This is a genomic window from Chromobacterium sp. IRSSSOUMB001 (assembly GCF_023507765.1).
In the GTDB taxonomy this organism is placed as follows: Bacteria; Pseudomonadota; Gammaproteobacteria; order Burkholderiales; family Chromobacteriaceae; genus Chromobacterium; species Chromobacterium haemolyticum.
The window spans coordinates 339,093-357,757 of record NZ_JALCYU010000001.1 but is presented as its reverse complement, the minus strand read 5'-3'; the positions used below and the strand labels follow the sequence as shown (position 1 = coordinate 357,757).

Genomic DNA, 18,665 nt, shown 5'->3' with positions numbered 1-18,665 from the left:
GCCGGCCGGCGGCCGGGCACTTTGCCCCGCCGCCGGCGTCTCAGAACGTGTTTACGATCTCGCGAGCTAAGGTGAGACAAGGCGAAAACAGCTGAGAAAGCGGAGTGTACACACGGTACATGAGCATTTCGAAGGTGTTTTCAACGCCGTATCGCCAACGCGCAGCAGATCGTAAACAGGTTCTCAATCCCCTACCCCGCCCAACGAGCCCGCCATGATCCACATCGACTTCGACCACAGCTACGCCCGCGACCTGCCCGACGCCTGCATGCCGGTCAAGCCCGAGTTCCCGCCCGCGCCGGCCCTGCTGTACTGGAACGCCGAGCTGGCGGAGGAACTGGGCCTGGACAGCAGCCAGACCAACGCCACGGAGCTGGCCGCCGCCTTCTCCGGCGCCGCGCTGCCGGCCGGCGCCAAACCGGTGGCCCAAGCCTATGCCGGCCACCAGTTCGGCGGCCTGTCCCCATCGCTGGGCGACGGCCGCGCGCTGCTGCTGGGCGAAGTCATGGACCGCAACGGCCAGCGCCGCGACATCGCCTTCAAGGGCAGCGGCCGCACCCCGTTCTCGCGCCGCGGCGACGGCAAGGCCGCGGTGGGGCCGATGCTGCGCGAACTGATCATAGGCGAAGCCATGCACGCGCTCGCCATCCCCAGCACCCGCGCGCTGGCCGTGGCCGCCACCGGCGAAACCGTCTACCGCGAACAGGCGCTGCCCGGCGCGGTGCTGACCCGCGTCGCCGCCAGCCACCTGCGCGTCGGCACCTTCCAGTACTTCGCCATCCGCGGCGAGCGCGACATGCTGCGCCGGCTTGCCGATTACACCCTGGCGCGCCACTACCCCGGACTGGCCGGCGCCGAACAACCTTATCTGGCGCTGCTGCAAGCGGTGGCGGAACGCCAAGCCGAGCTAATCGCCCGCTGGATGCACGCCGGCTTCATCCACGGCGTGATGAACACCGACAATATGGCGCTAAGCGGCGAAACCATAGACTACGGCCCTTGCGCCTTCATGGACATCCATCACCCATCCACCGTGTTCAGCTCCATCGACAGCGGCGGCCGCTACGCCTACGGCAACCAGCCGGCCATCGCCCAATGGAACCTGGCCCGGCTGGCGGAAACCCTGCTGCCGCTGCTGGACCCGGACGAGCCCAAAAACGCGGTGCCGGCGGCCACCACCGTTATCGAAGACTTCGCCGAGCGCTACCAGGCCCACTGGCTGCGACAGGCGCGCCGCAAACTGGGCCTGAGCCAGGCGCAGGACATCGACCAGGAACTGGCGGAAGACTGGCTGGCGCTGCTGGCGCGCCAGGACGCCGACCACACCCTGGCCTGGCGCCGGCTGGCCGACGCCGCCGAAGGCCAAGACCAGGCGCTGACCCAACTCTTCAACGACCCGGCCGCCGCCGCGCCGTGGCTGGCCCGCTGGCGCCAGCGGCTGGACGCCGAGCCGCAAGCCGCCGCCGAACGCGCCGCCGCGCTGCGCCAGGCCAACCCGCTCTACATCCCGCGCAACCACTTGGTGGAAGAAGCGCTGGCCGCCGCCAGCGATCATGGCGATATGGGGCCGACGCTGGCGCTGCTGGACGCGCTGCGTCAACCGTTCAACGAACGCGCCGGCCTGGAGCGCTACACGCTGCCGGCCGCGCCGGAAGTGGCGCAGGGGTATCGGACCTTCTGCGGCACCTAAGAACCTGTTTACGATCTGCTGCGCGTCGGCGATACGGCGTTAAAAACCAGCTCAAAATGCTCATGTACCGCTTGTACATTCCGCTTTTTCGCTAGTTTTTGCCTTGTCTCGCCTTAGCTCGCGAGATCGTAAACACGCTCTAAGAACTTTCCGACGCGACAAGGGCAAGCCGCCCGGCTTGCCCTTGCTACGCCACCCATCCTTCAAGCGCTCTGGCTCAAGTTCAGCAGCAACACGCCAACAACGATGAAGCCCACGCCCAGCACCTTCATCAACGATGCGCCCTCGTTGAAGATCCACACCCCCAGCAAGGCGGTGGTGGCGGTGCCCACCCCGGCCCATACCGCATAGGTCAGGCCGATTTCCAGCTTCTTGCTCACCAAGCCCATCAGCCAGATCGCCAATAGATAACACACGCCCATCGATAGGGTTGGCCATAGCCGCGTCAGCCCATGAGATGCCTTCAGAAGCAGCGTGCCCACCACCTCCGCGACAATGGAACAGGCCAGCAATAGCCAAGGATTCATGTTTGCTCTTTCAGGCAACGGCGCCGGCGGGATGACGCGCGCGCAAAGACAAATTAATCCAGACCAATCCAATGCGGCAATTCCGTACAGTTACCGCTCCCCTTCGGCATTGACCGCCTACCGCTCCGCTGCTAGATTCCGCCTTGGTGCTGAACACACCTGTCAGGCGAAACCCGCGCTCGTCAGTCGCGGCTTCTCAGCCCTATTCCGAACACGCCGTCAAAGCGGCCCGGAACGCCATGCCAGGAGTTCATCATGGATAAACATCCCGTCCCCACAGCCCCCGTCTCCCAACTCGAAACCGCGGAAGCGCTGGCCAACGGCCTGGAAGCGCTGAACCTGCTGCGCCCCTTGCTGATCATCATGCGCCAGCAGATCGCCATGCCCAATCCGGATCTGGCCCAGCTGAATGGCCTGTGCCAGGCCGCCGGCTGGATCGCCGACGAGTACCACCATTATCTGGATGCGATGTGGCGGGAGGAGACCCGCAACAAAACCACGCGGTCCTGAGAGTCTGTTCACGATCTCGCGAGCAAGGGCGAGACAAGCCGAAAACGGTGGAGAAAGCGGAGCGCGCACAAGGCGGATGAACATTTCGAAGGCGCACTCACCGTGCAACGCTCCACGCAGCGCAGCAGATCGTCATAGGCTCCCAACCGGCCTCTGAAAGGAAAAGGCGCAAGGCATCCCGCCTTGCGCCCTTCCATTGGCCATGCTTGCAGACTGCTCACAGCCTTCAGGCCAAGCGCTTCTCCATCACATAATCATCCATCACGAAGCCGTTGCCGATATCGAACACCGCCTCCTCGCGCACCTGGAAACCGCCGCGCTGATACACTGCGATGGCACCGGCATTGTGTTTGTTCACTGTCAGCGCCAGCGCATCGCAGCCGCGCTGCCGCGCCGCCCGCTCCGCCGCGTCCAGCATGTAAGCGCCCAAGCCGCGGCCGCGCATTTCCGCCAACAAATACAACTGCTCCAGCTTCATCTCCCCCGGCGTCGCCGTCAGCGCGTAACTGCAATAGCCCACCAGCCTGCCGTCCAGCCGCAACAGGCCAAACCAGCGGTCCGGTGCCTCCAGATAGACGGACAGCTTCTCCGGGACATAGCGGCCGGCCAGCATGTAGTCGATCTGCTCGCGGCTGATCATGCTGATGAAGTGCTGATGCCAGATCTCGCCGGCCAGCTCGGCCAGGGAGGGAAAATCGGCGGCGGTCAACGGATCCAGACAAAGGTTTTGGCTCATGCGCGGCAGTCTCCAGATTGAACGGTCATATAAGAGCCTGTTCAAAGTCTCGTGAGCAAGGGCGAGACAAGGCGAAAACGAGCGAAAAAGCGGAATGTACAGGTGGTACATGAGCATTTTGAGCTTGTTTTTAACGCCGTATCGCTGAAGCGCAGCAGACTTTGAACAGGTTCTAAGGAAAATGTGGGCGATACCGCTTGCTGACAAGTCCACAGGCATTCCATTCAGCGCGGCGGCTTCACCCGAGTTGGCAAGACAGTTAGAATACAAACATCATAAAATGGCGCTAAAAACCAGCCGCCGCCACCTTCCCGCAGCGAGACCCCATGCACTTCATCTTCGATATCGACGGCACCATTTGCTTCAACGGTAGAACCATCAGTCCGATCATTCAGGACGCGCTGGACGGCCTGCGCCAACGCGGCCACCAGCTGGGCTTCGCCTCCGCCCGCCCCTACCGCGACATCCTCCCGCTGCTGGATGCCCGCTTCCACGACGCACTGATCATCGGCGCCAACGGCGCAATGAGCCATCAGCAAGGCGAACTGCGCCGGCTGACCCCCATCCCGGACCCGGTGTTCGCTGACATCACCCAACTGGCGCAACGCTTTGCCGCGTCCTATCTGGTGGACCTGTGCTGGGACTACCATTACAGCGGCGACGCCGGCCATCCCTTCCTGGCCAAAGTGGACCCAGGCAAGCTGGCCAGCCATGTCGGCGCGGAAGACATCCGCCAGCCGGCCAAGCTGCTGATCACCGCCTGCGCCGATGTCCCCGGCCTGCGCCGGGAGCTGGACGCCCACTCCGGCGTGGAACTACACCACCATTCCGACGAACAGATCTTCGACATCACCGCCGCCGGCGTCAGCAAGATGGCCGCGCTGCGCCAATGCGGCATCGACGCCGATGAGCTGATCTGCTTCGGCAACGACAGCAACGACGTCAGCATGTTTCTGGAGGCCGGTCACTCGGTGCAGGTGGGCGCCCACCCGCGGCTGGCGGAACTGGCCAGCGAACGTCTGCCGCTGGATCAAGACATCGAAGCGCGGCTGGTGGACGCCATCGCGCGGCTGAGCCGCGCCCCCTCGCCCGCGCGGCGAGATTGAAAAAGCAGGCTTCGCCAAGGATAAATAAGGTAGCGCCGCTCACAAAGAGGCTGCGTTGCGCCGGCTTGTCATACTCAATGAACCACCTGCGTCAACGCGCCTTGCTCCAGATTATCTGCGAGCGGCTCCGCCGCCCACATCCCGCCCGCCTCAACCCCATGGAGCGCTCATGGCCGCCACCCTGAAGCTGTCCGAACTGATCAGCTCGCTGAGCTACGCGCTGGACATCACCGAAGGCCAGCCGGAGGGCCACGGCATCCGCAGTTGCTGGATAGGGATGCATATCGGCCAATGCATCGGCTTGCCGCCGCAGCGGCTATGGGATCTGTACTACGCCATCCTGCTCAAAGACCTAGGCTGCAGCAGCAACGCGGCGCGCATCTGCGAGCTCTACCAGACCGACGACCGCAGCTTCAAACAGGACTTCAAGCAAGTGGGCGCCGGCCTGACGCAGATGCTGGGCTTTGTGTTCAAGAACACCGGCACCCACAGCGCGGGCTGGACGCGGCGCGCGGTGTCCATCCTCAAGGTGCTGCGCCACGGCCGGGCGATGGCGGACGAGCTGATCAACACCCGCTGCCACCGCGGCGCCGACATCGCCCGCCAGCTACGCTTCAATGAAAACGTGGCGCGCGGCATCCAGTCGCTGGACGAGCACTGGGACGGCTCCGGCCGGCCGCTGGGGCTGCGCGGCGACGCCATTCCGCTGAATTCGCGCATCGCGCTGCTGGCCCAGGTGATCGACGTGTTCCACATCACCCACGGCCGCCAGGCGGCGCTGGAGCAGGCGCTGCGCCGCGCCGGCGGCTGGTTCGACCCGGAACTGGTGGCCGCCTTCCGTAGGGTGAGCGCCAGGCCGGATTTCTGGCGGCAGTTGGAGGCCGACGACATCGATCAGGCGGTGCTGAGGCTGGAGCCGGCCCAATGCGCGGTGCCGCTGGACGAGGATTATCTGGATGAAATCGCCGAGGGCTTCGGCCTGGTAGTGGACTCCAAGAGTCCCTTCACCGCCGGCCACAGCCAGCGGGTGGGCCATTACGCCGACCAGATCGCCGCGGAGCTGGAGCTGGGCCTGGAACGGCGGCGCTGGCTGAAACGCGGAGCGCTCTTGCACGACGTGGGCAAGCTGGGCGTCAGCAACACCATACTGGACAAGCCCGGCAAGCTGGAGGCGGACGAATGGGAGGCGGTGAAACGCCACGCCGGCTACACCGAGGCCATCCTGGGCCGCATCGAACACTTCGCCGAACTGGCCTGGGTGGCCGGCGCCCACCACGAACGCCCGGACGGCGGCGGCTACCCGCGCGGCCTGTCCGGCGACGCCATCGCGCTGGAAACCCGCATCATCACCGCGGCGGACATCTTCGACGCCATCAACGCGGAACGCCCCTACCACCCGGCCACCCCGGCGCCGCAAACCCTGGACATCATGCGCCGGCACCTGGGCAGCGCCATCGACCCCGCCTGCTTCGCCGCGCTGGAACAGGTGCTGCGCCATGAAGGCGCATTGTCTTGAGCGCATAAAAAACCGCCGGCGCGAGGCCGGCGGTTTTAGTGGCGATCAGCGGTTTTCACTCCAGCTGTTCGTTCAGCTTGAGCTTGCCCACCAGCCAAGTGTGATCGTAGCTGACAATCTCGAACGGATTGCCGAAGGGGTCGACGAAGGACAGCGAGCAGAAAAAGCGATGGTCGCGCACGGAGTCCCGAGCGATGGTCTGACCGTCGCGATTGGTGACGCGTTCGCCGGCCAGCTGGTCTATCCACTCCAGAAAATCCTGGCCGCTCACCACAAAGGCGATGTCGCCCTGATGGTTGGCCGCCCCGCTCTTGTCTTCGCTCACCGCCAGACGCACCGCCCCGTTGGCGTTGGCCAGCATGACCGCTCCGTGCGGGCCTTCGCGCATGTGTTTGTAGCGCGGGTCCGGGGCCATGGCCAGCACGCGCTGATACCATTTCAGGGCCTTGGGCACGTCAGTCACACGAATGTGGATGTGATCGATCTTGCCTAAAGTCAGCATGACTTCCTCATATTGTTTTTGATGCGATGGCCCTTGGGCGACGCGCAGTCCAGCTGAGCGGCGACGCTGTTCGCCCCTTGCCGCCGCCGGTATTTCTTTATAACAGCAAGCAGTCTATCCGCGCATTGTACTTGATTGCCATCAGGCTTGCTCGCGCTGCAACAAGGGCTGCAAATAGCGCCCGGTATGGCTGACCGGATTGGCCGCCACTTGTTCCGGCGTGCCGGTGGCGATGATCTGGCCGCCGCCGGCGCCGCCTTCCGGCCCTAGGTCGATTAGCCAGTCCGCGGTTTTGACCACGTCCAGATTGTGCTCGATCACCACCACGGTGTTGCCGCTTTCACGCAGGCGGTGCAGTACTTGCAACAGCAGATCGATGTCATGGAAATGCAGACCGGTGGTGGGTTCGTCCAGAATGTACAAGGTGCGCCCGGTGTCGCGCTTGGACAATTCCAGCCCCAGCTTGACGCGCTGGGCCTCGCCGCCGGACAGGGTGGTGGCGCTCTGCCCCAGCCGGATGTAGCCCAGGCCCACTTCCATCAGGGTGCGCAGCTTGCGCGCCACGGTGGGCACCACGCTGAAGAACTCCAGCGCCTGCTCCACCGTCATTTCCAGCACTTCGTGGATGTTCTTGCCCTTGTATTGCACTTCCAGGGTTTCGCGGTTGTAGCGCTTGCCGTGGCAAACGTCGCAGGGCACGTAGACATCGGGCAGAAAGTGCATTTCCACCTTGATCATGCCGTCGCCCTGGCAGGCTTCGCAGCGGCCGCCCTTGACGTTGAAGGAGAAGCGGCCCGGGCCGTAGCCGCGCTCGCGCGACAGCGGCACGCCGGCGAACAGCTCGCGGATGGGAGTGAACAAGCCGGTGTAGGTGGCCGGGTTGGAACGCGGGGTGCGGCCGATCGGGCTTTGGTCGACATTGATCACTTTGTCCAGCTGCTTCAGGCCCTGGATGTCCTGATAGGCCGCGGGCTCTTCGCTGGCGCCGTTCAGTTCCCGCGCGGTGATCTTGTACAAGGTGTCGTTAATCAGCGTGGATTTGCCGGAGCCGGACACGCCGGTAATGCACACAAGCATGCCCAGCGGCAGTTCCAGGGTGACGTTCTTGAGGTTGTTGCCGCTGGCGCCGATCAGACGCAGCATGCGCTCCGGGTCCACCTCGCGGCGCTCTCCGCCCAGCGCGATGCGGCGGCGGCCGGACAGGTAGTCGCCGGTGATGGAATGGCCGCAAGCGGCCACTTCGGCCGGGGTGCCGGCCACCAGCACTTCGCCGCCGTGCTCGCCTGCGCCCGGCCCCATATCCACCAGATAGTCCGCGGCGCGGATGGCGTCTTCGTCGTGCTCCACCACGATTACGCTGTTGCCCAGATCCCGCAGCCGCATCAAGGTGGCCAGCAGGCGGTCGTTGTCGCGCTGATGCAGGCCGATGGACGGCTCGTCCAGCACGTACATCACGCCGGTGAGGCCGGAGCCGATCTGGCTGGCCAGACGAATGCGCTGCGCCTCGCCGCCGGACAGGGTGTCCGCGGAGCGGGACAGGTTGAGGTAATCCAGGCCCACATTATTGAGGAAGGACACCCGCTCGCTGATTTCCTTGACGATTTTTTCCGCCACCGCCTGCTTCTGACCACTGAACGCCAGTTGGGCGAAGAAGAGCGCGGTCTCCTTCAAGGGCATCTGGTTGATCTCGTACAGGGTTTTTTCGCCGACAAAGACGTGGCGCGCCTCCAGGCGCAGCCGCGAGCCCTCGCAATGCGGGCAGGGCTGGTTGTTCTGATACTTGGCCAGCTCTTCGCGCACGGCCGCAGAATCGGTTTCGCGGTAGCGACGCTCCAGGTTGGGGATGATGCCTTCAAAGGGGTGCGCACGGCTGAACTTGGTGCCCTTCTCCGACATATAGCTGAATTCGATGCTGTCGCGGCCGGAGCCGTGCAGCACCACATTGCGCACTTTTTCCGGCAGGTCTTCAAAGGCGAGCTCGGCCACGGAGAAGCCGTAATGCTCGCCCAGCGACATCAGCATCTGAAAATAGAACTGGTTGCGTTTGTCCCAGCCCTTGATCGCGCCGGCGGCCAGGCTCAATTCCGGATGCGCCACCACGCGGCGCGGATCGAAGAAAGTGATTTCGCCCAGGCCGTCGCACTTGGGGCAGGCGCCCATCGGGTTGTTGAAGGAGAACAGCCGCGGCTCCAATTCCGGCAGGCTGTAGGAACACACCGGGCAGGCGAACTTGGCGGAGAACCAATGCTCTTCGCCCTTATCCATTTCCACGGCGATGGCGCGGCCTTCGGCGTGACGCAGCGCGGTTTCGAAGCTTTCCGCCAACCGTTGCTTCATGTCTTCGCGTACTTTCAGGCGGTCTATCACCACTTCGATGGTGTGCTTCTTGTTCTTGTCCAGCTTGGGCACGGCGTCGATTTCAAACACTTCACCGTCCACGCGCACCCGCACAAAGCCCTGGGCGCGCAGGTCTTCAAACAGGTCAAGATTCTCCCCCTTGCGGCCGACGATGACCGGGGCCAGGATCATCACCCGGCTTTCCTCCGGCAGCGCCAGCACGTGATCCACCATCTGACTGACGGTTTGCGAGGACAAGGGCACGCCGTGCTCCGGGCAGTGCGGCTCGCCCACCCGGGCGTACAGTAGCCGCAGGTAGTCGTGGATTTCGGTGACGGTGCCGACGGTGGAGCGCGGATTGTGGCTGGTGGCTTTCTGTTCGATGGAGATCGCCGGAGACAGGCCTTCAATCAGGTCCACGTCCGGTTTTTCCATCAATTGCAGGAACTGGCGCGCATAGGCGGACAGGCTTTCCACGTAGCGGCGCTGACCTTCCGCGTACAGGGTGTCGAAGGCCAGCGAGGATTTGCCGGAGCCGGACAGGCCGGTAATCACGATCAATTGGTGGCGGGGCAAATCCAGGTTGATGTTCTTCAGATTGTGCGTGCGTGCGCCGCGAATGCGAATGCTGTCCATATTGGAGCGTAACTCACCGTCGGTCAGGGAACCTGTTAATATACCTGACTTGGCAAGTCTGACTCCACCAGATCTTTAACGCGCGGCGTCATCCGGAACGGCGCCGGACCGTTACTAGAACCATGGGGCGCGGCCCTCAGGCCGCAGCCCGCCAGCAACACAAACGACGCACACAAGAATGAACGCAACAGAACTCCGGGCCAGCCTTGGCCTCGCCGGCATCTACGCCCTGCGCATGCTGGGCATGTTCCTGATCCTGCCGGTATTCGCCCTGTACGCCCAAACCCTGGAAGGCGCGGACAACCACACGCTGATCGGCATCGCGCTGGGCAGTTACGGCCTGACCCAGGCCCTGCTGCAACTGCCGCTGGGCATGCTGTCCGACAAGATAGGCCGCAAAAAAGTGATTTACGGCGGCTTGCTGCTGTTTGCGCTGGGCAGCTTCGTCGCCGCCGGCGCGCACGACATCGCCACCCTGACCGTGGGCCGGATTATTCAGGGCGCCGGCGCCATTTCCGCCGCCATCACCGCGCTGCTGGCGGACCTGACCCGCGAGGAAAATCGTACCAAGGCGATGGCGATGATAGGCATGTCCATCGGCACCACCTTCGCCGCCAGCCTGGTGCTGGGGCCTCTGCTGGCCAAGTACATCGGCGTCAACGGCATTTTCGCGCTCACCGGCGCGCTGTCGCTGGCGGCGTTGATCGGCGTCTGGCTGATCATTCCGGACCCGGTCAGCTCCCGCTTTCACTCTGACACCGAAGCCAACGCCAAGCGGCTGCCCGCGGTCTTGAAAGACCCGCAACTGCTGCAACTGAATTACGGTATCTTCGCGCTGCACGCGGCGCAGATGGCGATGTTCGTCACCATTCCCTTCGCGCTGATCAAGACCGCCCATCTGGACAAGACCCAACACTGGCAGGTGTATCTGCCGGTGACGGTAATCGGCTTCCTGCTGATGGTGCCGGCCATTATCTACGGCGAGAAAAAAGCCAGACTCAAGCAAGTCTTCGTCGGCGCCATCGCGCTGATGGCCGCCGCACAGATGGGCATGGCGATGGCGCTGGACAGCTTCTGGCAGATCGTGATCTGGCTGGGCTTGTATTTCATCGCCTTCAATATCCTGGAAGCCACGCTGCCCTCATTGATTTCCAAGATCGCTCCGGCCGATGCCAAGGGAACCGCGATTGGCGTGTATAATACGGCCCAATCCCTTGGCCTGTTCCTGGGCGCGGCGGCCGGCGGCTGGCTGTATACCCGCTTCGGCCCGGCCGGCGTGTTCGGCTTCACCAGCCTGCTGATGCTGACCTGGCTGCTGTGGTCGCTGGCCATGCGGCCGCCCAAACCGGTGCGCTCGGTGATGTTTCACATCGGCGAGGACTGGCGGGGCGACGCCGGCGACCTGTCCCGCCAATTGGCCGGCGTGGCCGGCGTGCATGAAGCCGTGGTCGTGTTGGAAGACCGCGTGGCCTATCTGAAGGTATCGCAGCAACAGTGGGATGAAGCGACGGTGCAGCGCCTGATCGGAGCCACCTTCTGAGCCGCGGCGACAGGCCAAATATTTAGATTTTTATTCGGAGACATCGATGAACAGCATCACCTTTGACGGCCGTCTGGCCGCCGACGCCGAACTGCGCTACACCCCCAGCGGTGAGCCGGTACTGTCGTTCCGCGTAGCCAGCGACATCGGCTTTGGCGAGCGCAAGAGCACCAACTGGTTCAGCTGCCAGGTATGGGGCAAGCGCGGTGAATCGCTGAAGAATTACCTGGCCAAAGGCCAGCAGGTAACCGTTTACGGCCAACTGACCCTGCGCGAATGGCAGGACAAGGAGGGCAACAAGCGCTTGTCCCCGGACGTGCGCGTCAACGAGCTGAGCCTGCAAGGCGGCCGCAATGAGATGGGCGGCTCCGGCGGCGGCATGAGCGGCGGCGGCATGGACGACGGCTACGGCTACAACGCCCCGGCCCCGCGCCAGGAGGCGCCGGCCGCGCCCCGTCGCCAAGAGCCGCGCCCGGCGCCCAAACAGCTTGACGATATGGACGACGACATTCCGTTCTGATCCTCCCGGATCGTCAACTGTCGCACAAGACCGAAATGCATGGCGCCCTCAGCGGATGGCGCCGGAATTTCGGTCTTTTTCTTTGCGCATCATTCAACTCTCCGCAGGCGTCAACCGGATAGGGGTTAACAGCCCATGCGTCTTTCTTGCCCGCTCGTCACACCGCCCCCCATTTGCCGCGCCGCGGCATGATCGCGCTACCCGCCTTCCCAGCCAGCACAAAGTTTGCTGCGTCGCACCGTTTTCCGCATAGCTACCATAGCCTTTAAACACATGTATTGAGCAAGATTAATATTCCATCCACCCTCTCAAAATGTGCGTTTGCACAAATGAGACAAATCCCTCTTGCCAACATATGTCGAGTGAATTTTACTGTATCAATTTCATGCCGTATTGATATAATTTCCGCGTATTATCAAAACAACATATTCGACCCGTCTTATACGACATGTGCAGGGCAACCATGAAAAACGCCATAACGCGCACCCACCCCCCCCGGCCACGCCAATCCACGGCGTCGCCGACAGACCCCCCCTTCCCCGCGCCTATCTGCCGGCAGTAAACCAAGCCATGTACTAAGAGCCTGTTCAAAGTCTCGCGAGCAGGAGTGAGACAAGGCGAAAACAGCTAAGGAAGCGAAATGTACAAATGGTACATGAGCATTCTGAAGCGGCACTCACCGTGTCACGTCTTACAGCTCGTTGCAGATCGTAAACAGGTTCTAAAAGCGGCTAACACACCCCTGATGCTACGTTGCGTCGACTTCCCGCACTCAAGTACTGCCTGCGTCGTCGCGCCTTGCCTCGGTTGTAACGCTGACTGTTATTAACCGCTCTAAAACCGCCGCAATAGCGGAACGCGCGCTTTTCTGCCTTTGAAGCCGCGCCCTATCCGCCATTAATCCAATTTTAAATACATTGAATTAACTGAAAACACAATTTATTGGAAATATCATGCTAGAAGATAAATCAATCTGCCCACTGAGCGCCGCTCAGCAAGAAGTCTGCCTGGCCATCGGTCAAGAAGGCCGCAATCTTCATTACCACCTGTGCGATGTGATCGAATTCAACGGCGATTTGCAAACGCCCTTGCTGGAACAAGCCATCAGAACCGTGTGCCAACAGGTGGACACCCTGCGCGCCGCTTTCGAAACGGACCCTGCCACCGGGCAATACCGGCAACGCCTCCGCCCCAAGCTGCACAACGACTATTTTTCCTGGCACGACCTGTCCGCCAAACCGAACCCGGAGCAGGCCTACTCGGCCATGCTGGAAGAACTGCTGGCCGACGATATGGACCTGGCCGAGCAACCACTGATCCGCTATCTGATAGTCAAGCTGGCCGATCGTCGCCACCGCATGATAGAGCTGGGCTCCCACCTGGTGGTGGACGGTTTCGGTCACGCCATCTTGTTCAAACACATTACCGACTGCTATGTCCGGCTGGCGCGTGGAGAAGCCATCGAGCCGCTGCCGGCGCAGCCGCTAAGTCAAGTGTTCGATGCGGAGCAGGCCTATCGTCAGAGCGAGTCTTATCTCAAGGACCAATCTTACTGGCGCCAGTACTGCCTGGGTCTTCCCGACCCCACCCAGCTGGTGCCGGGCGAAGCTCCCCTACGCAAGCTGAACCGGCTACGCAAGGTCTTCTCCGGCGCGGCGGTGGACGGACTGCGAGAAACCGCTTCACTGCATCGGCTCCGCCTGTCCAGCGTGCTGCTGGCGGCCTGCGCCACCTATCTTCACAGAATGACCGGACAAAGCGAGCTGGCGGTGGGCATGCCGGTGGCCGCCCGCCAATTGAAAGCCCTGCGCGAGATTCCGGCCATGGTGGCCAACATCCTGCCGCTGCGCATCTCGTTCACGCCGGAATCCACGGTGTTGTCCATCGCGGCGGACATCCAACGCCAGTTGCGGCGTCATCTGTTGCATCAGGGCTACCGCTCGGAAGCCATGATCCGCGACCTGTACGCGGAGCGCGGCCACAAGCCTCTGTTCAACACCCTGCTCAATATCGTGGCCTATGACCAGGAAGTGGACTTCGACGGCTGCGAAGCCACGGTTCAGAACGTCGCCAACGGCCCCGCCGACCATCTCGGCATAGACATCTTCGACCGCAACGCCGATGGCCGACTGGAGATAGGCTTCAACGCCAACGCCGATCTTTACCCGCTCGAGGCGCTGGAGCTGCATTACGCGCGGATGACTTTATTGCTGGAGCGTTTCGTCGACGGGCCGGAAACCTTCGCCTCAGACTACCAACTGCTGTTGCCCGGCGAGCTCGAGCGCTGCTATCCGCTGCCAGCACGCGCCGACGCGCCGCCAGTCTTCGCCGACGCCTTCGCCGCCTCTGCGCGGAGCCACGGCCACCTGCCGGCCCTGCGCCAGGGCGAACGCGAACTCAGCTACGCCGAGCTGGACGACCGCGCCGACCGTCTGGCCAGCCTGCTGCTGACGCGCGGCGTGCGACCCGGCGACGACGTCGCCGTCATCGTATCGCGCAGCATCGAATGGGCGGTTGCGACGGTGGCGCTGTTCAAGCTCGGCGCCGGTTATGTGCCGGTTGACCCCGATCTGCCGGAAGCCCGCATCGAATACATTCTGGCCGACGCCTCGCCGGCCGCGGTCATCGTCGCCGCCGGCGGCGTCGTCAAAACCGAGCTTGCGCCGGAGAAACTGCTCTATCTGGACGCCGAGGCGCTGGACGCGCTGCCGCCTGCCGCTCTCCCGCTCCCTCGCGTGCCCCCCTCCGCGCCCGGCTATCTGATCTACACCTCCGGCTCCACCGGCAAGCCCAAGGGCGTGGAAGTGACTCACCGCAACCTGGTGCCCATCGCGGATACCGCCATCCGGGCGGCGGGGTTGCAAGCCGGCCAGCGCGTGCTGCAATTCATCGCGGCCGGTTTCGACATGTCGGTTCTGGAAATCATGATGACGCTGCTGGCCGGCGCCACCCTGGTCCTCTGCGATAAAGTCTCCAGCGCGCCCGGCAAGCCGCTAGCCGCGCTGGTGAAACGGGAAAACATCAAACTGCTGGTGATGACGCCCAGCCTGCTGGCCTATCACCAGACCGAGGACTTCCCTCGGGACACCGTCCTGATGCTAGGCGGAGAGCCGTGCACACCGGCGCTGCTGGCGCGCTTCTCCCACTGCCGGCTGCTCAATGTCTACGGTCCGACCGAAACCTCCTTCGCCACCTCGATCAACGCCGACTACGGCGACGGCGACCTGTCCATCGGCCCCGCTACCGCCAACACCCGGCTCTACGTGGTGGACCCGCGGCAACGGCTGCTGCCGCCCGGCGCCTGGGGAGACTTGTTCATCGGCGGACCCGGCGTGGCCCGCGGTTACCGCAACAGTCCGGAGCTGACGGCCAAAGGCTTCGTCCCCGATCTGCTGGACCCCGCCGACACCATGTACCGAGCCGGCGACCGCGTGTTCTTTGACCACGCTGGCCGCATTCACTATCAGGGCCGCCAGGACAACCAGATCAAGCTGCGCGGGCTGCGCATCGAGCTGGACGAGATCAAAAACGCCTTGCTAGGCTGCGGCGGCGTAGAGGACGCCGTGGCCTTGCTGCGCGATCTGCCGCACGGCCCGGCCATCGTCGGCTATGTGGCCAACCAGCAGTTGGAGCTGGACAGCGAGGGGCTGAAACAGGCGCTAAGCCGTCAATTGCCCCATCACATGATCCCCAGCGTCATCATGGTGGTGCCGGCCTTTCCGCTCACGCCCAACGGCAAGCTGGCCACCAGCGAACTGCCCACGCCGACGCTGCAGGACGACGGCGAGCAAGCGCCGCCGCGCACTCCGGAAGAAGAAATCATGTGCCGGCTGTTCGCGACAGCGCTGGAATGCGGGGAGGTCTACGCCAATCAGAATTTCTTCGCGCTGGGCGGGCATTCGCTGCTGGGTCTGCAGCTGATCAACACTATCAGGGAAACCTTCGGCGTCTCTCTGGGCATCGCCGACTTCCTGGCAGCCCCCACTCCGCGCCAACTGGCTCAGCGGCTGGAGCGGCCAGCCGCTTTCAGCGATCCCTTCGACGCCATGTTGCCGCTGCGCGCTCAGGGCGGCCGGCCCCCGCTGTTCTGCATCCATCCGGGCGGCGGCATCGCCTGGCCCTATGCCGGCCTGCTGCCCTTCCTTCCGGAGGATCAGCCGCTGTACGCCATCCAGTCACCGATACTGCGCGACCCGGACCGCGTCATTGAATCGCTGGATGAGTTGGCGGAGGAATACCGGCAGCGCATCCAGGCGGTGCAGCCGCGCGGGCCGTACCAACTGGCCGGCTGGTCGGTGGGCGGCAACTTGGCGCTGCGCCTGGCCGCCATGCTGCAGGCCGACGGCCATGAGGTCAGCTTCCTGTGCATGTTCGACAGCTACCCGCTGCAAGGCGGGCCGGCTTCTCTGAAGCTGGACGACGCCACCATCATCACCCGGATGACGCGCGCCATCGTCGGCGCGCCGCGCGCCGGCATCAAGGGGCTGAAGAGCGCCATGGAGGAAGTGCTGGGCGGCAGCCAGGTTGGCGATGAGTTTCTGACCCGGCTGGTGAACGACTCCAAACTGATGCTGGAGCTGCTCGCCCGCTGCCGCTATCAACGCTACGACGGCGACTTGATCTTCATCCGCGCCACCACCGACATCCTGCGCCCCGAGGATCAGCAGCCGTCGCTGTGGCAGCCCTACATCTCCGGCAAGCTGATCGAGTATGAAGTGAACGCGCCGCATGAATGTCTGCTGCAGCGCCAGTATCTGGAACAGTTCGGCGCTCAATTCGCCGCCGAACTACAACGGCGGGCCTCGATCGGCGTCGTCCAGGCTCAGGCGCAGCCGGCGTAGTCCCCCAGTATCAGCCTTGGCCCGCGGCTTGCCGCGGGCTTTTTCATTCCGACGAGGGCAGAGCGCCGCGTGCGGGGAACGGCTGCTAGCCGCCTGCGCGCTTCACCGTCCAGCCGCGCTGCTTGAGCAGCCCAACCACCTGTTCGCAGTGATCGCCCTGGATCTCGATCACACCGTCCTTGACCGTGCCGCCGCTGCCGCAGGCGTTTTTCAGCTGCTTGCCCAGTTGCGCCAACTCCAACGCGTTCAGCGGCGCGCCCTGGACCACGGTGACCGCCTTGCCGTTGCGGCCCTTGGTTTCTCTGCGCACCCGCACCACGCCGTCGCCGGCCGGCGCCTCTTGCTTGCCGCATTGGCATTGGGCAACGGCGAAGCCGCACTGCGGACACATGCGGCCGTGTTCGGTGGAGTACACCAAGCCGCCGGAAACATTGCGCGATTTCATGATTTCAAACCCTGGGCCATTGACGAAACGGCCTGCATCGTCGCGGTTTTGCCCGGCTTTGGCAAGCCCGCGTCGCCGCCCCCTGCATCAAAAGCGCTGGCAAACGCATCAGTCTTTTGGCATATTTAAAAACCACCCCAGCCCCTCCCAGACCATGGACGAACTCTACCGCGACCCAGCGCCGGAACGCGCCCAACTGGATGCCCAGCCCGGCGTCACCGTGCTGGAATTCGGCGCGCCCTGGTGCGGCCATTGCCAGGCGGCCCAGCCCTTGATTCAACAAGCGTTGACGGAATGCCCCGGCGTCCGTCATCTGCAAATCGAAGACGGCCCGGGCCGCCGCTTGGGGCGCAGCTACCGCGTTAAGCTATGGCCTACGCTGATTTTCCTTCGTCACGGCCAGGAAGCCGCCCGCTTGACCCGGCCCGACAAGGCGGCGGCCGTCAGCGACGCGCTGCGGCAATGCTTGCCGCCCGAAGAGCATGTTTACGATATCGCTAGCTAAGGCGAAAACAGAGTACACATAGGGTACATGAGCATTTCAAAGACAGTTCAACGCGGTATCGCCGACGCGCAGCAGATCGTAAACAGCTTCTGAAGCAAAGCCGGCCTCTCCCCCACCACCAGGAGTCTCTCTGATGAAAACCCTGCTGCCCTACATCAACTTCCACGGCCAGTGCGAACAGGCGCTGGCCTTCTACCGCCAATGCTTCAACGGCGAGATTGTGGCGCTGATGCGCTTCGGCGACGCGGACTTCCCCAGCCCGGACGAAGCCAAGAACAAGATTCTGCACGCGGAGTTCAAAGCCGAAGGCGTTCATTTCATGGCCTCCGACGGCATGCCGGGCCGCACGCCCGTCCTGGGAGAAAACATCACGCTGAACTTCATGCTGGACAGCGAGGCGGAGCAGACGGCGATCTTCGAAGCCCTGGCTCAAGGCGGCCAAATCAACGAACCGCTGCACGACGCCTTCTGGGGGGCCCGCTTCGGCATGCTGGTCGACCGCTTCGGCATACGCTGGATGAGCAACTGTCCGAAGCCGAGTTAAGCCTCCGCTCAATGCGGGCCGCGAGGCGGCGAGCGCGGCACGAACCCCGCCAAGAAACCGTCCTCGCGGCACTTTTCCCGCATTTATCTATACAAACATAGCTATGCTAAAATAGCCGAATGCCACACCTGACCGTCACACCGGAAGCCGCTTCCCAGCTGCGCCTGCAGCTGATGGCCTTGACGCGCCGGCTGCGCCTGGAGGCGCAGGACGACGAACTTCCGTTCGCCCAACTCTCATTGCTCGCCTGCATCGAACGTGCCGACGGCGCAGCAACGCCGTCGGCGCTGGCGCGCGCGGAAAAGCTGCGCAGCTCCAATCTGGCCAGCCTGCTGCGCGAACTCGAGGCCGGCGGCCTGGTTCTGCGCGCGGCCGATCCCGAAGACGGCCGCAAGGTCCGGGTCCGTCTGAGCGAAGCCGGCCGCAGCGTCCTTGAGGCTCACCGCCTGCGCAAAGACGACTGGCTGCGCGCCGCGCTGGCCGGACTGCCGCCGCAACGCCTGGAGCTGCTGCTTGCCGCCGGCGAGGTGCTGGCGGAGTTGGCCGCCGCTGAACCGCCGACCGCGCGCCAGCCTTGATCAATACGTAATTAGAGCCGCTAACAAAACCTCGCAGAGAACCTGAGCCAAGGCTTGCCGACGCAGAAAACGAAGTTTCTGCGAAGCTACAGTACAAGTGGTACGACAAGGAGGCGCAACGCAGGATCAGGG

15 protein-coding genes are annotated in these 18,665 nt (G+C 63.5%); 10 read left to right on the top strand and 5 right to left on the bottom strand.

What is annotated here, in order from left to right; all coding sequences use genetic code 11:
- Window positions 1–214 precede the first annotated feature (214 nt).
- Window positions 215–1,690 (top strand): protein adenylyltransferase SelO, encoded by a 1,476-nt coding sequence (locus MOV80_RS01605; protein ID WP_081576406.1) that lies wholly within the window; start codon window positions 215–217, stop codon window positions 1,688–1,690.
- A 203-nt stretch (window positions 1,691–1,893) separates the two neighbouring features.
- On the opposite strand, the gene MOV80_RS01600 is transcribed toward MOV80_RS01605, so the two are convergent.
- Window positions 1,894–2,217, bottom strand: coding sequence for a multidrug efflux SMR transporter (locus MOV80_RS01600; protein ID WP_118266937.1), 324 nt, complete (start codon window positions 2,215–2,217; stop codon window positions 1,894–1,896).
- A gap of 255 nt (window positions 2,218–2,472) precedes the next feature.
- Between MOV80_RS01600 and MOV80_RS01595 the strand changes: the two genes are divergently transcribed.
- Entirely contained in the window at window positions 2,473–2,727 is a 255-nt protein-coding gene (locus tag MOV80_RS01595; RefSeq protein ID WP_019100950.1) for a hypothetical protein, read from the top strand.
- A 226-nt stretch (window positions 2,728–2,953) separates the two neighbouring features.
- On the opposite strand, the gene MOV80_RS01590 is transcribed toward MOV80_RS01595, so the two are convergent.
- Complete coding sequence (locus MOV80_RS01590; protein ID WP_162897021.1) at window positions 2,954–3,463, bottom strand: GNAT family N-acetyltransferase; 510 nt, start codon at window positions 3,461–3,463, stop codon at window positions 2,954–2,956.
- Window positions 3,464–3,789: 326 nt separating this feature from the next.
- On the opposite strand from MOV80_RS01590, the gene MOV80_RS01585 reads away from it, so the two are divergent.
- Both MOV80_RS01585 and MOV80_RS01580 read left to right on the top strand, forming a co-directional pair.
- Complete coding sequence (locus MOV80_RS01585; protein WP_081576482.1) at window positions 3,790–4,569, top strand: HAD family hydrolase; 780 nt, start codon at window positions 3,790–3,792, stop codon at window positions 4,567–4,569.
- Between the two features lie 169 nt (window positions 4,570–4,738).
- Window positions 4,739–6,085 carry an HD-GYP domain-containing protein gene (locus MOV80_RS01580; RefSeq protein WP_118266934.1) on the top strand — a complete coding sequence of 449 codons (1,347 nt, stop codon included), beginning with the start codon at window positions 4,739–4,741 and terminating at the stop codon, window positions 6,083–6,085.
- 55 nt (window positions 6,086–6,140) lie between these two features.
- Here MOV80_RS01580 and MOV80_RS01575 read toward each other — a convergent pair whose 3' ends face one another.
- Together MOV80_RS01575 and uvrA are read right to left on the bottom strand one after the other, a co-directional pair.
- Window positions 6,141–6,587: a VOC family protein gene (locus MOV80_RS01575; protein WP_081545504.1), complete on the bottom strand. Its 447-nt coding sequence runs from the start codon at window positions 6,585–6,587 to the stop codon at window positions 6,141–6,143.
- Between the two features lie 141 nt (window positions 6,588–6,728).
- Complete coding sequence (gene uvrA, locus MOV80_RS01570; protein ID WP_118266931.1) at window positions 6,729–9,560, bottom strand: excinuclease ABC subunit UvrA; 2,832 nt, start codon at window positions 9,558–9,560, stop codon at window positions 6,729–6,731.
- A gap of 178 nt (window positions 9,561–9,738) precedes the next feature.
- On the opposite strand from uvrA, the gene MOV80_RS01565 reads away from it, so the two are divergent.
- The 3 genes from MOV80_RS01565 (at window position 9,739) to MOV80_RS01555 (ending at window position 16,461) form a co-directional block, all read left to right on the top strand.
- Window positions 9,739–11,100 carry an MFS transporter gene (locus MOV80_RS01565; protein WP_118266929.1) on the top strand — a complete coding sequence of 454 codons (1,362 nt, stop codon included), beginning with the start codon at window positions 9,739–9,741 and terminating at the stop codon, window positions 11,098–11,100.
- A gap of 46 nt (window positions 11,101–11,146) precedes the next feature.
- A complete protein-coding gene (locus tag MOV80_RS01560) occupies window positions 11,147–11,620 on the top strand; it encodes a single-stranded DNA-binding protein (RefSeq protein WP_019102147.1) in 474 nt (157 codons plus the stop codon).
- Between the two features lie 953 nt (window positions 11,621–12,573).
- On the top strand, window positions 12,574–16,461 hold the full coding sequence (locus tag MOV80_RS01555; RefSeq protein WP_118266927.1) for a non-ribosomal peptide synthetase: 3,888 nt from the start codon (window positions 12,574–12,576) through the stop codon (window positions 16,459–16,461).
- A gap of 85 nt (window positions 16,462–16,546) precedes the next feature.
- Here the strand turns inward: MOV80_RS01555 and MOV80_RS01550 are convergent, their stop codons facing one another.
- Window positions 16,547–16,906 (bottom strand): translation initiation factor Sui1, encoded by a 360-nt coding sequence (locus MOV80_RS01550; RefSeq protein WP_081545508.1) that lies wholly within the window; start codon window positions 16,904–16,906, stop codon window positions 16,547–16,549.
- 154 nt (window positions 16,907–17,060) lie between these two features.
- On the opposite strand from MOV80_RS01550, the gene MOV80_RS01545 reads away from it, so the two are divergent.
- The 3 genes from MOV80_RS01545 to MOV80_RS01535 all read left to right on the top strand — a co-directional run bounded on the left by MOV80_RS01545 (window position 17,061) and on the right by MOV80_RS01535 (window position 18,533).
- Complete coding sequence (locus MOV80_RS01545; RefSeq protein WP_249604779.1) at window positions 17,061–17,411, top strand: thioredoxin family protein; 351 nt, start codon at window positions 17,061–17,063, stop codon at window positions 17,409–17,411.
- A 133-nt stretch (window positions 17,412–17,544) separates the two neighbouring features.
- Complete coding sequence (locus MOV80_RS01540; RefSeq protein WP_019102151.1) at window positions 17,545–17,955, top strand: VOC family protein; 411 nt, start codon at window positions 17,545–17,547, stop codon at window positions 17,953–17,955.
- A 119-nt stretch (window positions 17,956–18,074) separates the two neighbouring features.
- Window positions 18,075–18,533, top strand: a complete 459-nt coding sequence (locus tag MOV80_RS01535) for a MarR family transcriptional regulator (RefSeq protein WP_107731434.1) — start codon at window positions 18,075–18,077, stop codon at window positions 18,531–18,533.
- Window positions 18,534–18,665 lie beyond the last annotated feature (132 nt).

Coding starts and splice junctions, on each gene's coding strand:
- MOV80_RS01605 (WP_081576406.1), top strand. CDS start 215: ATGATCCACATCGACTTCGACCACAGCTACGCCCGCGACCTGCCCGAC.
- MOV80_RS01600 (WP_118266937.1), bottom strand. CDS start 2,217: ATGAATCCTTGGCTATTGCTGGCCTGTTCCATTGTCGCGGAGGTGGTG.
- MOV80_RS01595 (WP_019100950.1), top strand. CDS start 2,473: ATGGATAAACATCCCGTCCCCACAGCCCCCGTCTCCCAACTCGAAACC.
- MOV80_RS01590 (WP_162897021.1), bottom strand. CDS start 3,463: ATGAGCCAAAACCTTTGTCTGGATCCGTTGACCGCCGCCGATTTTCCC.
- MOV80_RS01585 (WP_081576482.1), top strand. CDS start 3,790: ATGCACTTCATCTTCGATATCGACGGCACCATTTGCTTCAACGGTAGA.
- MOV80_RS01580 (WP_118266934.1), top strand. CDS start 4,739: ATGGCCGCCACCCTGAAGCTGTCCGAACTGATCAGCTCGCTGAGCTAC.
- MOV80_RS01575 (WP_081545504.1), bottom strand. CDS start 6,587: ATGCTGACTTTAGGCAAGATCGATCACATCCACATTCGTGTGACTGAC.
- uvrA (WP_118266931.1), bottom strand. CDS start 9,560: ATGGACAGCATTCGCATTCGCGGCGCACGCACGCACAATCTGAAGAAC.
- MOV80_RS01565 (WP_118266929.1), top strand. CDS start 9,739: ATGAACGCAACAGAACTCCGGGCCAGCCTTGGCCTCGCCGGCATCTAC.
- MOV80_RS01560 (WP_019102147.1), top strand. CDS start 11,147: ATGAACAGCATCACCTTTGACGGCCGTCTGGCCGCCGACGCCGAACTG.
- MOV80_RS01555 (WP_118266927.1), top strand. CDS start 12,574: ATGCTAGAAGATAAATCAATCTGCCCACTGAGCGCCGCTCAGCAAGAA.
- MOV80_RS01550 (WP_081545508.1), bottom strand. CDS start 16,906: ATGAAATCGCGCAATGTTTCCGGCGGCTTGGTGTACTCCACCGAACAC.
- MOV80_RS01545 (WP_249604779.1), top strand. CDS start 17,061: ATGGACGAACTCTACCGCGACCCAGCGCCGGAACGCGCCCAACTGGAT.
- MOV80_RS01540 (WP_019102151.1), top strand. CDS start 17,545: ATGAAAACCCTGCTGCCCTACATCAACTTCCACGGCCAGTGCGAACAG.
- MOV80_RS01535 (WP_107731434.1), top strand. CDS start 18,075: ATGCCACACCTGACCGTCACACCGGAAGCCGCTTCCCAGCTGCGCCTG.